Below are 15,690 nucleotides of genomic sequence, written 5' to 3'. Positions count from 1 at the left end.
CGTAATTCGCAATTCATAATTCTTATTATGCTTCTGCTAACATTTTTTGTCCAGCTTCGATGGCTTCTTCGATAGTTCCTTTCAAGTTGAAAGCGGCTTCCGGAAGGTGATCTAGCTCTCCATCAATGATCATGTTGAATCCTTTGATGGTGTCTTTGATATCAACCAATACTCCAGGAATACCGGTAAACTGCTCGGCTACGTGGAAAGGTTGAGACAAGAAACGTTGTACACGACGTGCTCTAGATACGGCTAATTTATCTTCTTCAGATAACTCTTCCATCCCTAAGATCGCGATGATATCTTGTAATTGTTTGTATTTCTGTAAAATCTCTTTTACTCTTTGTGCACAGTTGTAATGCTCGTCACCTAAGATTTGAGCTGTAAGGATTCTTGAAGTAGAATCTAACGGGTCAACCGCAGGATAGATACCAAGCTCAGCAATTTTACGAGACAATACTGTTGTGGCATCTAAGTGAGCAAAAGTAGTTGCCGGTGCCGGATCGGTTAAGTCATCCGCAGGTACATATACAGCTTGTACAGAAGTAATCGAACCTTTGTTGGTTGACGTAATACGCTCTTGCATCGCACCCATTTCAGTAGCCAAGGTTGGTTGGTAACCTACCGCAGATGGCATACGTCCTAATAACGCTGATACCTCAGAACCTGCTTGGGTAAAACGGAAGATGTTATCCACGAAGAATAAAACGTCTTTTCCTTGGTCAGAACCAGCTCCATCACGGAAATACTCAGCGATAGATAATCCTGAAAGCGCTACACGAGCACGAGCTCCAGGTGGCTCATTCATTTGTCCGAATACGAAAGTCGCTTTAGACTCTCTCATACCCGGTTTGTCTACTTTAGATAAATCCCATCCTCCATTTTCCATAGAGTGCATGAAATCTTCTCCGTATTTGATAATGCCTGACTCTAACATCTCACGAAGCAAGTCATTTCCTTCACGGGTTCTTTCTCCTACTCCTGCGAATACAGAAAGACCACCGTGACCTTTGGCGATATTGTTAATTAATTCTTGGATCAATACGGTTTTACCAACTCCGGCACCACCGAATAATCCAATTTTACCACCTTTAGCATAAGGCTCGATTAAATCGATTACTTTGATTCCGGTGAATAAAACTTCTGTAGAGGTTGATAAATCTTCAAATTTCGGAGCCGGTCTGTGGATTGAAATTCCATCTTTCCCTGCTTTTGGCAAATCTCCTAATCCATCGATAGCATCACCAATTACGTTGAACAAGCGTCCGTAAACGTCAGCACCGATTGGCATTTGAATTGGCGCACCAGTAGCTTTTACTTCAGTTCCTCTGCTCAAACCGTCGGTTGAGTCCATGGAAATCGTACGAACTGTGTTTTCACCAATGTGTGATTGAACTTCCAGAACTAAAATTGAACCATTCTTGTTAATGATTTCTAATGAGTCGTAAATTTTTGGCAACTCAACATCTTTAGTATCAAATACTACGTCAACTACCGGACCGATGATTTGCGAAACTTTTCCTATTGCTTTAGACATTGTTTATGTATTTATTAAATAGCTATTTAGGTTTGAGAAAAACACCTCTTTTTTCAGAGCGCAAAGGTAAAATTTCTATTTCGAAAAATCAATATTTGAAGTGAGTTTTTTTCTTTATTTTTTGACGAATTAGCAATTAAAAGCTAACTAAGCCTTGTGACAAACAAAAAACCACCTGATTTCTCGGGTGGTTTTGGGAATATATAAATTGGTTAGTTTAGAAATTGGCCGGATCTTGCGGATATAAAATGCGGTAAGTTCCAACATTTACCCCTTTAAAATTAGATCCATAAGCTGTATTGATGGCTTTCAAGAAGATATTAGCAATATAGGCATAACCTCTTGGACTTGGATGAACCCCATCTAATGAAAAAGTTGCTCCGGTTACATAAGCAGAAGTAAGCGTATAGTTGTTGGCTACAATTCCGGTTGTGCTTAACTGATCCATCACTGTTTTTGCATCTACAAAAGCCAAACCATTGGCAGTTGCCGCAGATTGAATTGTTTGGTTATAAGCATCAGTTGCTGTTTTAACCTCTAAAATTTCATCTTTAGACAAAATCCATTGGTCCGCTAAAGGAACTGAAATTCCGTTTACTTGAGCAGGATTTCCGCCAACAGTAGTTCCGATAAAAGTTCTTGCCGGTAGCACTACCAAATCTTCGTTGGTTGCTTGGCGGTAAGATGGAATTCCGAATCCGGTTAGATTGGTTAAATATTCATCAACCATTACTACTCTGTTGGTACTTGAAGCCGAGAATGAAATGGTTCTTCTGGCCACTTCATCTGCCGTTAATAAGCCATTGGATTGCGCGAACAACAATCCGTTGTTGTATGCTGCATATCCGGCATTTAATTGAGCAGCGGTTGTAGCATCTAACGGCACCGGATTATGAGGTACTGTTGTAAAATAAGGCAAAGTACTTACGTATGGCAAATTGGCTACAACGCCTTTTCTTCCACCGGCTGCTAATTGACCTACAATTGAATTGTACACTGCGTCAAATGTTGCCGGCGCTGTAATATCAGCCGGATTTAATCCGCCGGAAGTGGCGTATCCTAACACATCGTTACCTCCAATCCAAAGAGAAAAGAAAGTTGGATTTTGGGCCAGTGCATCTTGCAGCACAGTGGCTGTTGGTGATGAGGCAAATCTGGCAAAATAAGGATTCCCTGCGCTGCTTCCATAGCCTGAAAAAGTCAGGTGAAAACTTCTGGCACCAGGAATTCCCATATTATTAAAACTTCCTGACAAATGCGTCGAAATATCTGTAGTAGAAACACCGGAAACCGGCAGCGGACTACTAGTCAAGGGATTAAACCACAATCTTGGTCCAAATCCAGGAACTTGCACTCCTCCTGAACTAAATCCACCTATATTATCATTCATAAAAGGATTTGTAAAATCTCCGCCACCTACCAGAGCAAACTGTGTTGCTATAATATTTGGATAAGAATTTTTTTGTCCTTCCATAAACAAGGCATTGTCTGAAAAACCGGCAGCAAAGGAATCACCAAGTGCTACGTATTTTGAGAAATCGGCTGTTCCTGCGGTAAGCGGCGTTCCGTCTGTTGAATTAGGGTCAACAAACGGTTCCTCATCACTACTACATGCTACAAAGGTTAAGGAAACCAACAGTAGCCATTTGAAATTTTTTATCATAACTATTATATTTTAATAATTGGGTTTGAATTATGGATTGATTGTTAAAGACAAGAAATATTGTTGACCAATTAATCCAGGTCCGATAAGCTGTCTGTATTCTTTTCCGCCTAAGTTTGTTGCTCCAGCTTTGATCACTGATTTTAAACTTGGCAGTCCGTAACTGATTTGTGCATCGATAACCGTTACCGCATCAATCATTCCATCTGCGAAAGTAGATTCCCAGTAGTATTCATCGCTCCATCTTCCGCTAATGTTGAAACCGAAGTTTTTGAATAAATTATCGTTACTGAAACTGGCTTTAACTCTGTGTTTAGGCGTATTGAATCCGGCTTCAAAACTTGGGTCTTTGGCTTGGTCAAAATCAAACTGAGCATAGTTGTAATTCGCAGAAACTTCAAAGTTTCTCGGTAACTTTTTAGACACCCCAACTCCAAAACCTAGTGATCTGATTTCAATATCAGTGTTGGTGTACAATTGGAAAGCTCTTGTATTTCCTGTAGCTATAGCATCTACTGATTGAGCTCCGGGATCTGTTGGGCCTAATAATGGGTTTGGTGCATCTTGTGCCGTTCCGTATAATGGCGCAACAACTGTTAAGTTTCCGATAAAATCATTGTAGATATTATAATATCCGTTAATGTCATAAGTGAATCCTTTTACTTCGCCTCTATAACCTAATTCAAATGCTTTAACCGTTTCCGGTTTTACTAAATCTACATTGGTTCTCACTAATAATGCTGAAGCGGCTACTGGGTTAGTTGATGCTAATGCTGCAAAAGCTTGAACAGATTGAGCTGTATAAGAATTATAATAAGCATTATTCCCATCAATTGTTGTGGTAGTTCCGCCAACCAAAGCTTGTCCTAAAGCAGAAGTTACCGGTAATGTTTCTTCATATCTCGTCAAGTTATCCGGTGCTGATCCTAATAAAATAGCATTTCCTACGTTGAATCCTATATATTGGTCTTGTGTAGTTGGGTTACGGAAACCGGTTTGGAAAGATCCTCTAAAAATATGGTTTTTAGCTTCACCTGCAGTGTATACTAGGGAAACTCTTGGTGAATAATTACCGTCAAAATTTTCAGCTTTGTCGTAACGTACAGAACCGGTGAATTTCAATCGGTCGTCCATCATTTTTTTCTGTACTTGAGTATACACCCCGTATTCGTCATATTTAATGCCACCAAATTGTGGGGTATCCGTATAAATTCTTCCGAAAGAATTTAAGTCATATCTTCTGTATGAACCTCCGACTTGGATTTCGGCTACTTTAATTAAATCTCTAAAGTTATAATTGGCATCTGAATGGTAAATTTTTGAATTGTCTACCAATTTAGACCCTGATAAAACATCCGGATTAGAAATTACTTGGTTGAAGGCATTTTGGAATTCAGGAGTTCCCGGTAAAAATCTTCCGGTGTCTGCTACAACTCTTGCAGCAGCATGTGCTTGTTCAGGTGTTGCTCCGCCTAAAGTAGACTGAACATACTGACCTGCGTATTGACCGAACCAAGTAGCATCCGGTTTCCAAGCTCTGTTGATGTTCAATCCGGTGAAAAGCATGTCATAAGAACTTCCGCCGTCTTCAGTGGTGAAATAACCTCTTACGAAAAAGTTTTTCCCGGTTAACTCCAACTTGTGTTGTTGCATGGAAAATCCATTCAAATAGTAGCGATTGGCTCCTTGGTAAACTGAATTTCCGAAACCGAATTTACTTTGCCAAATTACCTCAAGGTTTTCGTTTCCGAAAGGTCTTAGGTGTAAGGAGAAATCAATTTTAGCATTTCTTACTTTGTTGTCTGTTAAGTCTACTTCATTGTATCCTGTTCTTGAAACATTTTCGTTAGGAAGTAAGTTTAGAGCAGATGCCGGAAGCAACCCTAAGCCAACTAATGTTTGACCTACACTTTTGATGTTGGTTGTGGCTTCATCTCCATAAACATTGATTCCATTATAGTTGTGGTGACTTCTGTCTCTGCCTTCTACTGTTCTGTCATCGTAATCAGTTGCCCACCATTCGGTACCATTCATATAAGTAAAATTGGCTTTGGCCGCGAAATAATCGTCAAATTTATGTGCTACTCTGATACCATAATCACGATAATCGTTAGAACCGGCCGCTTTTTGACTGGTGGCTCCATATTTTACATAAGCTGAAATGCCTTGGTATTTGAAAGGACTTTTGCTGTTCATGAACAAAATACCGTTGAAAGCATTCGCACCATATAAGGCAGAAGAGGCTCCAGGAAGTAACTCCACGCTGGCAACATCAATATCGGAAACCCCGATTAGGTTACCTAAAACGAAATTTAATAAAGGTGAAGAGTTATCCATACCATCAACCAATTGCATAAAACGCGTATTGGCTACTGTAGCAAATCCACGAGTATTGATTGATTTAAACGACATACTACTGGTGTTCATTTGAACTTCTTTCAAATTTTCCAAACCGTCATAGAATGTTGGCGATGCAGTTTTCTTAATGTCTCTGATGGTCATTCTCTCAATAGTTACCGGAGATTCTCTGACCTTTTCCGGTGCTCTGGAAGCAGAAACTACAATTTCATCTAATTGTGTTTCTTGCTCAGACAATGAAACGCTTACATTTTGGTTGTTGGAAGTCACGCTTACCGTTGATGAACCATATCCAACACTTGACACTTCAATGTCAAACGGAGGTTTTTTGGTCGTGGTTAAGTTGAAATTTCCATCACTGTCAGTAATTGTTCCGGCACTTTCACCGGCCACTTTAACATTGGCTCCGGGAATTGGTTGGTTTTTGCTGTCTTTTACCGAACCAGAAATTGAAGTTTGCGAATAAGTAATGCCGCAAAAAAACAATGAAAGGATAAATAAATAAATCTTCATTTGGTTTTATATTTTGTTGGTTTATGCAACCAAAGTACAAATATTTTTTTTACATCCTCAAAAAAATAGTCTTCATTTTAGCAATAATTAATTATTCGGATTGAATATTGATAATTTAACAATACGTGCCATTTTTAAGGTTTTATTAACTTTTTGACGCAAATGCTAAAAAAAATACTATGCTTACATACAAAAAGTCTATTCTATTAAATAAATCACAAATAATTAGCAAAAAAAAGGCGAGAATAAATCTCGCCTTTTGGTGTTTTTTGTAGTAAAAAAATTATTCAACCGTTACAGATTTTGCCAAATTTCTTGGCTGATCAACATTACAACCTCTTAAAACTGCAATATGATAAGACAATAATTGCAAAGGAATAGTGGTAATTAAGGGTGATAATGCATCTGAAGTTTCCGGAATTTCGATTACGTGATCGGCCAATTCTTTTACTTGTGTATCACCTTTGGTTACCACGGCAATAATTTTACCGCTTCTTGATTTTATTTCTTGGATGTTACTCACAACTTTGTCATAATGGCCTTGTTTTGGCGCAATTACCACTACCGGCATTTGCTCGTCGATAAGAGCAATCGGGCCGTGTTTCATTTCTGCTGCCGGATAACCTTCAGCGTGGATGTATGAGATCTCTTTTAATTTTAAAGCCCCTTCTAGCGCTACCGGGAAATTATAACCTCTTCCTAAGTAAAGACAGTTTGGTGCCTCTTTGAATTTAGCGGCAATTTCTTTGGCTTTTTCATTGGTTTCCAAAGCTTCTTTTACTTTCTCCGGAATCACTTCTAACTCTTGCAAATAACGATGGAAATCTGAATTTGAAAGCGTTCCTTTGGCTTTGGCCAAACGAAGTGCAATCATGGTCAACACCGTGATTTGTGTGGTAAAGGCTTTGGTCGACGCTACTCCAATTTCAGGTCCGGCATGTGTATAAGCTCCGGCATTGGTTTCCCTTGATATGGAAGAACCAACCACATTACAAACTCCGAAAACAAATGCACCTCTTTCTTTGGCCAATTTAATAGCCGCTAAAGTATCCGCTGTTTCACCGGATTGGGAAATCGCGATCACTACGTCAGAAGGATTTATAATTGGATTTCTGTACCTGAACTCTGAAGCATATTCAACTTCCACCGGAATTCTGGTAAATTCTTCAAAAATATATTCTGCCACCAACCCGGCGTGCCATGAGGTTCCGCAAGCTACGATTAGTATTCTTTGGGCATGAAGGAATTTTTCAAGATTGTCTTCTACACCGGCCATTTGGATTATCCCTTGATTGGCTAACAACCTTCCGCGGTAAGTGTCTTTGATTACATTGGGTTGTTCGTAGATTTCTTTTAACATGAAATGGTCGTAACCTCCTTTTTCAATTTGCTCCAAATTCATTTGAAGTTCTTGAATATAAGGATCAACCAAAGTGTCGTCTTTAATTTTTCTGATTTTTAAGGGCCTGTTCAATCTTACGATTGCCATTTCTTCATCTTCTAAGTAAATCGCATTAGAAGTATATTCGATAAATGGAGAAGCGTCAGAAGCAATAAAAAATTCATCTTGACCAACGCCAATGGCCAGCGGACTTCCTAAACGGGCTACTACAATTTCATCCGGCTTTTCTTTGTCAAAAACGCAGATAGCATAAGCTCCGACCACTTGGTTTAAAGCGATTTGAACTGCTTTTCCCAATTTAATATTTTCCTTTTTCTTAACTTCTTCAATCAAATTGATTAAAACTTCAGTATCCGTGTCAGAGGTAAAAGTATAGCCTCTTTTAAGCAATTCTTTTTTCAATGGCTCATAGTTTTCTATGATTCCGTTGTGAATAATTACCAAATTCCCGGAATTGGAAACATGTGGATGCGAGTTAACATCATTCGGAACGCCATGGGTAGCCCAACGGGTATGCCCCATCCCTATCGTGGCTTTGGAATTTGCTAAATCTTTGGACTTTTCTTCCAGATCAGAAACCTTTCCTTTGGTTTTGGCTATGCTTAAATCATTGCCATCACAAAGCATAATCCCGGCACTGTCGTAACCGCGGTATTCTAATCTTTTTAAACCTTTTATAACTATTGGATACGCTTCTCTGTAACCAATATAGCCAACAATTCCACACATAACTTTAGGTATTAATCAGGTTTGGTATAATAAATTTCAAGTTTTAATCTTTTTGCATAATCAGAATTGGGATCGCTATTGAAAGGGATATTGGTTCCATATAAAACCGTTCCCACCGGACTCAAAACCGACATGTTTGGGGCGTATAGTGTATTAGTATTAGCCGTTCTTAACTTCGAAAAACCAACATTATTAATAGTCTCTGTTACTGAAAGTCCTAATCTTACATTCGTTGAGTCATTCTTAATTAAATTCCTGACATGATTGGTAATTCTGATTTTATACTTGGTTCCTCTACCGCCTGTAACATTTTCTCTTTCAATAATTCCACCATGAACCGATTTGTTTAGTTTTGGGTTAACAGTATTAGAGCTATTGTCTAAGGTATAATCAATTAGTATCTTCCTATTGTTTAAATCATATAAAAAGATGCGGTTAGGCTCTACAGGTTTGTTAAGTTGATTGGGACTCATCACACCTCTGTCTATATAAAACGTAAGATTGGCTTCATTAATCAACCAACCATTGGCTTTGATGGCTTCAATTTCATCCGCAATTCCGTTGTTGTCAGCATCCGGACCAAACACATCTATAACAGCAATAGAGCCTTGACCTCCTTTAACATAAAGCTTAGACGCTTCTTGATTACTGTTGGCCGCAGTTAAATAATCAACATTTTCATTTGAGTTATTGAGCAAACTCACTGTATTCCCGGTCATACTCATAGAAAGCGTTTTAAATTCTCTTTCATAAGAAACAACACCATCTACCGTTTTCTTTTTGTCCTCATTATAATAAACCGTGATTTTTCCACCTTGGAAGTTCATCATGGCCATTTGTCCCGGATTTCCATTCTCAACTTTAAAATACAATCCTCTAAAGTAATTTTTAAACACCGCATTGGACACTAATTGTCCGCTTGGCGCATTCAAAAGTAAATTAGTAAAAACGGTTTTATTCAAATGCAAGCGCATGGATGGCGCAAATCTTGTATCCACTAAAACAGGTGGCGTAGCAGTATTCAACGCTGAAGTTTTGTGTTCTCTTTTGTCAAAATAAAACTGAGTATTCTCATGTCCATCCTGGTTATTCCCTGAAAGAGGTGCGTCATTCAACAAGACCGGAATCTTGTTATTGTCAATTTCAGCATCCATATCAGTGTAAAAAAGCTGACGTTCTACTAGGGATTGACTAGGATCTAAATCTCTTAAAAAATAATTAGATTGATAAACACTCAATTTGAATTTGGAATTTTCAGGACCATAAATAGAATCCAATTTATAAGTAGTATGTACTTCAGTCACTCCATTAACTGTAACATTTTCTACTGCAGTTACTCTGCTGTAATAAGGAATATTTAAAATAATACTGTCAATTACAGTGGGATCAAGATCATATTCTTCAGGATCCACATTGTTAAATCTTGGATTTTCAGAATCTAGTTGCACTTGGGTTACAAAATTAGCTTGGGTCGTGCCAAAAGCAGGATTTTCATAAAAACCCAGTGGATTTATCGGTAAATTATTAGAAGAGATTGGCCCCAATTTTTGATTGTAAGCTTTTACAGAAGCATCAGTATATCTTTCAAAAAGAAAATGGTCATCACCAACGATGTCTGTTCCTAATTCGTTGAAGTCTTTGTCACAAGAAGCAAAAAGCAAAACGGCGGTTAAGCCAAATAAAATCTGTTGTAAATAGGATTTTTTAAACATAAATCTGATTAATTATTTTTAGGGAAGCATTTCCTTATAGAAGTTGGTGTATGCTTCTGAAAATTTGTCTTTCGTGGCGAAAGGTAAAAAAGGTTTTCCTGAAGATTCTATAAATTTTGTTAAACTTGGCGACAGGCCTTCAGAAGCGATTATCACAGCATCAGAGTGCATCACCGAAGACTTAATAAGGTTTTCGTAATTAGGCAATTCCAAGTCCTGAATAGCGTCTTGCGGAATGTTATCAAACTTTATTTTGTTGATCATTTCCGTATTCAAAGTGCCGTCAAAAGACTGACCGTAAACTGAAGTCACAATCTTAGTCTCCGAAAATAACGCTTCGTCTTTGTAGTAATGCTTCATATAAACCGGTAACAAACCGGCCATCCAACCGTGAACGTGAATAATATCGGGAACCCAATTTAATTTTTTAACCGTTTCTACAACGCCTTTGGCAAAGAAAATCGCTCTTTCATCGTTATCCGGATACATCACCCCATCTTCATCGCTGAAAGTTGCCTTGCGTTTGAAATATTCATCATTGTCAATAAAATAAACCTGAATTCTCTCTTTCGGGATTGAAGCCACTTTGATAATCAAGGGCATATCCAAATCATTTACTACTAAATTCATTCCCGACAATCGGATAACCTCATGTAATTGGTGTCTTCTTTCGTTGATATTCCCATACCTTGGCATAAAAATTCTTATTTGTCCTCCTTGATCATTAATCATTTTAGGAACGTCATACGACATTAAAGAAACCTCATTTTCAGCCAGATAAGGCACCACTTCAGATGATACATACAATATCCTCTTATCTTCCATAATCTATTTTACTTTATTTATTGGCAATAAAAAACAGGCAAAAGTACAAAAATTTATGCAGTTATTTATGAAAATAGTAAGTTTGCAACTCATTTACCGAAAGCCAATGCTCATTTTTAACAATCAAAATGAATTAGTTGCTCATTTAGCTTCTGTTTCAACTTCAGCAACCTCCATTGGTTTTGTGCCTACTATGGGCGCGCTTCATCAAGGACATTTATCTTTATTGTCTGAAGCTGTGGCTAATAATTCGATAGCCGTTATCAGTATTTTTGTCAATCCGACACAGTTCAACAATCCGGAAGATTTGGCCAAATATCCTCGAACTTTAGATGCCGATATAGAAAAAATCAAGACCGTTTCCGATAACATTATCGTTTATGCACCAAGTGTAGAAGACATTTACAAAGGCAACACTGTTTCACAGCCTTTTGATTTTGATGGTCTGGAAAACCAAATGGAAGGCCAATTTCGCCCAGGTCATTTTGATGGCGTTGGTACTATTGTGAAAAGACTTTTTGAAATCATCAAACCAACCAATGCTTATTTTGGCGAAAAGGATTTTCAGCAATTACAGATTGTTAAAAAAATGGTCGAAAAAGCCAAAATGCCGGTGAAAGTTATTGGTTGCCCAATTTTCAGAGAAGCCAACGGATTAGCCATGAGTTCGCGTAACGAAAGGTTAACTGAAACCGAGAAAAAAGAAGCCTCAATTATCTATAAAACCATTACTCAAGCCAAGAAATTATTCGCCACCAAATCAGCCAACGAAGTAACAAATTGGGTCAAAAAGACTTTTGAGAAAAACCCAAACTTTGCCTTAGAGTATTTCCAAATTGCCGACGAAGCTTCTTTATTGCCTTGCCTTCGAAAAAATAAAAATAAAAAATACCGTGCTTTCATAGCCGTTTTTGTCAACAATATTAGATTGATTGACACCATATCACTAAATTAATTTAACTTTGCCCCATGCAAATTGAAGTAGTAAAATCGAAAATCCATCGTGTAAAAGTTACCGGAGCCGACTTGAATTATATAGGAAGTATTACCATTGACGAAACTTTAATGGAAGCTTCTAACCTAATTGAAGGCGAAAAAGTATCAATTGTGAATGTCAATAATGGCGAACGTTTTGACACTTATGTTATCAAAGGAATTAAAAATTCAGGCGACATTACACTCAATGGCCCGGCCGCAAGAAAAGTTCATAAAGGCGACATCATCATCATTATGTCATATGCTTTAATGGATTTTGAAGAAGCCAAAACCTTCAAACCTTGGCTGGTTTTTCCAAATGAAAAAGACAATTCTTTGACCTAATCACTTGAAAAAACTAATTAGCAAATGGCTCACTATTCTTATTCCTCTTTTCATAGGAATCGGAATCATTTACTATCAATACACCACACTAAAACCCGACGAAATTGACAAAATAAAGGTCAGTTTTCAAAAAGCCAATTATGCTTACATCTTACTTTCGCTTGCGGTGGCTTGTGTTGGTTATTGGTCAAGAGCGTATCGTTGGAAATTTGCACTAAATCATTTGGGCTACCATACTAAATTTTACAACAATTTCTTTACCGTAAGTGTTTCCTACCTAGTGAATCTAACCGTACCGCGTTCGGGTGAAATTTCCCGTGCCGCACTTTTGAAAAAATACGAAAATGTCCCTTTTGACAAAGCTTTTGGAACTATCGTTGCCGAAAGGATTGTTGATTTATTGATTTTCTTGTTGTTTGTTTTTATTGGATTTGTCTCGCAGTTTGATAAAATTTATCAGTTCTTAGTTAGTAAAAATGTATCCCTAGAATCCTTGATATATTACGGTATCGCAGCAGTAATCATAGGAATTGTTTTTTTACTGATTTGGATTTATGCCGAATGGCCTGTTATCTTAAAACTAAAGAACAAACTATCAGGATTAATTGAAGGCATGACTACCGTGGTAAAAATGAAGTCGAAATGGAAATACCTTTTTCACTCTTTTTTCATCTGGATTTCATACCTAACCATGTTTTATGTGGCCATATTCGCTTTGCCTGAAACTTCAGAAATCAGCTTTGATATTGTAATCATGGGCTTTATTTTTGGCAGCTTGGCCGTTGGGTTTTCCAATGGCGGATTAGGTGCTTATCCTTTTGCTATTGCTTTGATTTTCTCGTTATATGGTATTTCAAATGACATCGGAATCGCCTTTGGCTGGTTGGTTTGGACTTCTCAAACCATCTTAGCCATTCTACTCGGTCTGATTTCCTATGTTTTACTTCCGTTGTTCAATAGAAATAAATAATTTACTATCTTGCTAATCATTTTAGCAACAATTTCTATTCAACCAAAAACCATATTCCATGAAACAACTGTTTGTTCTATTACTGTTTGTTTGTTCGGGTAATTTATTGGCCCAAAGAACCATCACAGACACCATAACCTCCAAAAAGCTCAATGAAGACCGAGAAATCAAAATTGGCCTTCCTCCTTCTTACGACAAAAACAAATCGAAAAAATATCCTTTATTGGTGCTTTTTGATGGAGATTTTCTGTTCGATGCCTTTCAAGGGGCACTGAGTTATGGTTATTATTGGGATGATTTGCCTGAGGTTATCATTGTGGCCATTAGTCAAAACAAAAACAACGAACGTGAAACCGATTGTACTTTTGATGAAACTACCGGTTTACCTGCTGAAAAAGGAGCTGATTTCTTTGAATTTGTCGGCATGGAATTGATTCCGAGTATTCAAAAAAACTTTAGAACCGCACCCTTTAGAATCGCAGCCGGATTAGACACTACTGCTGCATTTTTAAATTGTTATTTATACAAAGACCAACCCATATTCAACGCCTATATTTCCATGAGCCCGGAACTTCCTGAAGGAATGGAAGAACAAATTCCGGAACGATTAGCAGCCATGCAACAAACGACTTTCTATTACCATTGTTCTGCAGATGGTGACATGAAAAAAATGAAAACACGCATTCAGGCTTTAGATGCTGCAGCCAAACTAATAAAAAATCCGAAACTCAACTATCTGTACGAAGAGTTCAAAGGCGCTTCGCATTACTCTTTGGTTTTACATGCCATTCCGAGCGCTTTGTACCAAATTTTTGCCGTTTACCAACCAATTTCCACCACAGAGTTTCAAGAAAAAATTGCGGTATTGCCTTCGGGTTATGTCAAATATTTAGCTGATAAATATGCAGTACTTGAGAATTCATTGGGACTAAAATTGCAAATCAGAATCAATGATTTCAAAGCCATTGAAGCCGCTATTCTGAAAAACAAAGCTTATGTTGAGTTTGATGAATTGTCACAATTGGCTCGAAAAAATTATCCTAAGTCGATGTTAGCCGATTACCATTTGGCACAACTTTATGAAAAAACAGGGGATTCTAAAAAAGCCATTAAAAGTTACCAAACCGCTTTCCAAAAAGAAGAAATTGGTGATTTGACTAAAGACATGATGTTGGAAAGAGCCGATGCATTAAAAGGTGCTGCCAAAGCCAAAAAAGAAGAACCGGTAGAAGAAATTCCGGCAACCGAAACACCCGCCGAAGAAAAAAAATCAGAATAAATATACCCTAAATGTCGAAACTCAAAACTACTTTTTTTTGTCAAAATTGTGGTACCCAATATGCCAAATGGCAAGGCCAATGCAATGCTTGTAAAGAATGGAACACCATAGCCGAAGAAATTATCCAAAAGGAAGAAAAGTCGAGCTGGAAACTCGATAATTCTGATTCCAAAAGAGTTTCAAAACCGCTTAAAATCAAAGAAATCGATTCGACCCAAGAAGTACGAATGGACACCACTGACAGCGAATTAAATCGCGTACTCGGTGGCGGTATTGTTCCCGGTTCGTTAATCTTGTTGGGCGGCGAACCCGGAATCGGAAAAAGCACGTTGTTGCTTCAAATTTCTTTAAAATTGCCTTATAAAACCTTATACGTCTCGGGTGAAGAGAGTCAGAAACAAATCAAAATGCGTGCGGAAAGAATCAATCCGAACAGCGACAATTGCTATATTTTAACCGAAACCAAAACCCAAAATATATTTCGCCACATTGTAGAAACCGAACCTGATATAGTAATCATCGATTCGATACAAACTTTGCATACCGATTATATAGAATCAACTGCGGGAAGTATTTCTCAGATTCGAGAAACTACCGCCGAATTGATAAAATTTGCCAAGGAAACCAACATTCCTGTGATTCTTATCGGTCACATCACCAAAGACGGCAACATCGCCGGTCCAAAGATTTTGGAACACATGGTCGATACTGTTTTGCAATTTGAAGGCGATAGAAATCATGTTTATAGAATCCTGCGTTCGCTCAAAAACCGATTTGGTTCTACCGCCGAATTAGGAATCTATGAAATGCAAGGGTCGGGTTTAAGAGAAGTTTCTAATCCATCCGAAATATTGATTTCGCACCGCGAGGAAGAATTGTCAGGAACCGCGATTGCTTCCACTTTAGAAGGCATGCGACCGTTGATGATAGAAATTCAGGCACTAGTTTCAACAGCGGTTTATGGAACACCGCAACGAAGTACAACAGGGTACAATGCCAAACGATTAAATATGATTTTAGCCGTTTTGGAAAAACGCGCCGGTTTCAGACTCGGAACCAAAGATGTTTTCCTGAATGTTACCGGCGGAATATCTGTAGATGATCCGGCGATTGATTTAGCGGTTGTCGCGGCGATTTTGTCTTCCAATGAAGATATCGCTGTTGGCAAAGATGTTTGTTTTGCAGGCGAAGTCGGTTTGTCAGGCGAAATTCGTCCGGTGAACCGAGTAGAACAGCGCATACAAGAAGCAGAGAAATTAGGCTTTTCGACCATATTTGTGTCTAAATACAATAAGATTGCGACAAAGTTTCCCGGAATAAAAGTGGTTTTAGTCTCTAAAATTGAAGAAGTAGTTGAACAGTTATTTGGGTAAATCATAAAT

Annotated in this window: 11 protein-coding genes; 5 read left to right on the top strand and 6 right to left on the bottom strand. The window is 38.0% G+C overall.

Annotation, left to right across the window (positions count from 1 at the left end):
* Nucleotides 1–25: 25 nt before the first annotated feature.
* The 6 genes from atpD to ACK4R1_RS02780 form a co-directional block, all read right to left on the bottom strand.
* Complete coding sequence (gene atpD, locus ACK4R1_RS02805; protein ID WP_409683347.1) at nucleotides 26–1,537, bottom strand: F0F1 ATP synthase subunit beta; 1,512 nt, start codon at nucleotides 1,535–1,537, stop codon at nucleotides 26–28.
* 217 nt (nucleotides 1,538–1,754) lie between these two features.
* Complete coding sequence (locus ACK4R1_RS02800) at nucleotides 1,755–3,200, bottom strand: G-D-S-L family lipolytic protein (RefSeq protein WP_409683344.1); 1,446 nt, start codon at nucleotides 3,198–3,200, stop codon at nucleotides 1,755–1,757.
* A 30-nt stretch (nucleotides 3,201–3,230) separates the two neighbouring features.
* Nucleotides 3,231–6,071 (bottom strand): TonB-dependent receptor, encoded by a 2,841-nt coding sequence (locus tag ACK4R1_RS02795; protein ID WP_409683342.1) that lies wholly within the window; start codon nucleotides 6,069–6,071, stop codon nucleotides 3,231–3,233.
* A gap of 283 nt (nucleotides 6,072–6,354) precedes the next feature.
* Nucleotides 6,355–8,202: a glutamine--fructose-6-phosphate transaminase (isomerizing) gene (glmS, locus tag ACK4R1_RS02790; RefSeq protein ID WP_409683339.1), complete on the bottom strand. Its 1,848-nt coding sequence runs from the start codon at nucleotides 8,200–8,202 to the stop codon at nucleotides 6,355–6,357.
* An 11-nt stretch (nucleotides 8,203–8,213) separates the two neighbouring features.
* The gene (locus tag ACK4R1_RS02785; RefSeq protein ID WP_409683336.1) at nucleotides 8,214–9,914 is read right to left on the bottom strand and encodes a DUF4270 domain-containing protein; all 1,701 of its coding nucleotides are present in this window, start codon (nucleotides 9,912–9,914) and stop codon (nucleotides 8,214–8,216) included.
* A gap of 18 nt (nucleotides 9,915–9,932) precedes the next feature.
* Nucleotides 9,933–10,739: a glycogen/starch synthase gene (locus tag ACK4R1_RS02780; protein WP_409683334.1), complete on the bottom strand. Its 807-nt coding sequence runs from the start codon at nucleotides 10,737–10,739 to the stop codon at nucleotides 9,933–9,935.
* 106 nt (nucleotides 10,740–10,845) lie between these two features.
* Between ACK4R1_RS02780 and panC the strand changes: the two genes are divergently transcribed.
* From panC to radA, 5 genes are read left to right on the top strand one after another with little or no spacing between them, the layout of a single operon-like run.
* Nucleotides 10,846–11,694, top strand: coding sequence for a pantoate--beta-alanine ligase (panC, locus tag ACK4R1_RS02775; protein WP_409684053.1), 849 nt, complete (start codon nucleotides 10,846–10,848; stop codon nucleotides 11,692–11,694).
* Between the two features lie 14 nt (nucleotides 11,695–11,708).
* Nucleotides 11,709–12,059 (top strand): aspartate 1-decarboxylase, encoded by a 351-nt coding sequence (gene panD / locus ACK4R1_RS02770; protein WP_409683331.1) that lies wholly within the window; start codon nucleotides 11,709–11,711, stop codon nucleotides 12,057–12,059.
* A 4-nt stretch (nucleotides 12,060–12,063) separates the two neighbouring features.
* On the top strand, nucleotides 12,064–13,029 hold the full coding sequence (locus ACK4R1_RS02765; protein WP_409683328.1) for a YbhN family protein: 966 nt from the start codon (nucleotides 12,064–12,066) through the stop codon (nucleotides 13,027–13,029).
* A gap of 58 nt (nucleotides 13,030–13,087) precedes the next feature.
* Nucleotides 13,088–14,308: an alpha/beta hydrolase-fold protein gene (locus ACK4R1_RS02760; protein WP_409683325.1), complete on the top strand. Its 1,221-nt coding sequence runs from the start codon at nucleotides 13,088–13,090 to the stop codon at nucleotides 14,306–14,308.
* 11 nt (nucleotides 14,309–14,319) lie between these two features.
* A complete protein-coding gene (radA, locus tag ACK4R1_RS02755; protein WP_409683323.1) occupies nucleotides 14,320–15,681 on the top strand; it encodes a DNA repair protein RadA in 1,362 nt (453 codons plus the stop codon).
* The last annotated feature ends 9 nt before the right edge of the window (nucleotides 15,682–15,690 follow it).

It is taken from the genome of Flavobacterium sp. (genome assembly GCF_046293665.1).
GTDB lineage: Bacteria > Bacteroidota > Bacteroidia > Flavobacteriales > Flavobacteriaceae > Flavobacterium.
The sequence above is the reverse complement of the archived record's forward strand: the minus strand, read 5'-3'. Positions and strand labels throughout refer to the sequence as shown.

Excerpts from the sequence above, each read along its gene's own strand:
- atpD (WP_409683347.1), bottom strand. The coding sequence starts at position 1,537 with ATGTCTAAAGCAATAGGAAAAGTTTCGCAAATCATCGGTCCGGTAGTT.
- ACK4R1_RS02800 (WP_409683344.1), bottom strand. The coding sequence starts at position 3,200 with ATGATAAAAAATTTCAAATGGCTACTGTTGGTTTCCTTAACCTTTGTA.
- ACK4R1_RS02795 (WP_409683342.1), bottom strand. The coding sequence starts at position 6,071 with ATGAAGATTTATTTATTTATCCTTTCATTGTTTTTTTGCGGCATTACT.
- glmS (WP_409683339.1), bottom strand. The coding sequence starts at position 8,202 with ATGTGTGGAATTGTTGGCTATATTGGTTACAGAGAAGCGTATCCAATA.
- ACK4R1_RS02785 (WP_409683336.1), bottom strand. The coding sequence starts at position 9,914 with ATGTTTAAAAAATCCTATTTACAACAGATTTTATTTGGCTTAACCGCC.
- ACK4R1_RS02780 (WP_409683334.1), bottom strand. The coding sequence starts at position 10,739 with ATGGAAGATAAGAGGATATTGTATGTATCATCTGAAGTGGTGCCTTAT.
- panC (WP_409684053.1), top strand. The coding sequence starts at position 10,846 with ATGCTCATTTTTAACAATCAAAATGAATTAGTTGCTCATTTAGCTTCT.
- panD (WP_409683331.1), top strand. The coding sequence starts at position 11,709 with ATGCAAATTGAAGTAGTAAAATCGAAAATCCATCGTGTAAAAGTTACC.
- ACK4R1_RS02760 (WP_409683325.1), top strand. The coding sequence starts at position 13,088 with ATGAAACAACTGTTTGTTCTATTACTGTTTGTTTGTTCGGGTAATTTA.
- radA (WP_409683323.1), top strand. The coding sequence starts at position 14,320 with ATGTCGAAACTCAAAACTACTTTTTTTTGTCAAAATTGTGGTACCCAA.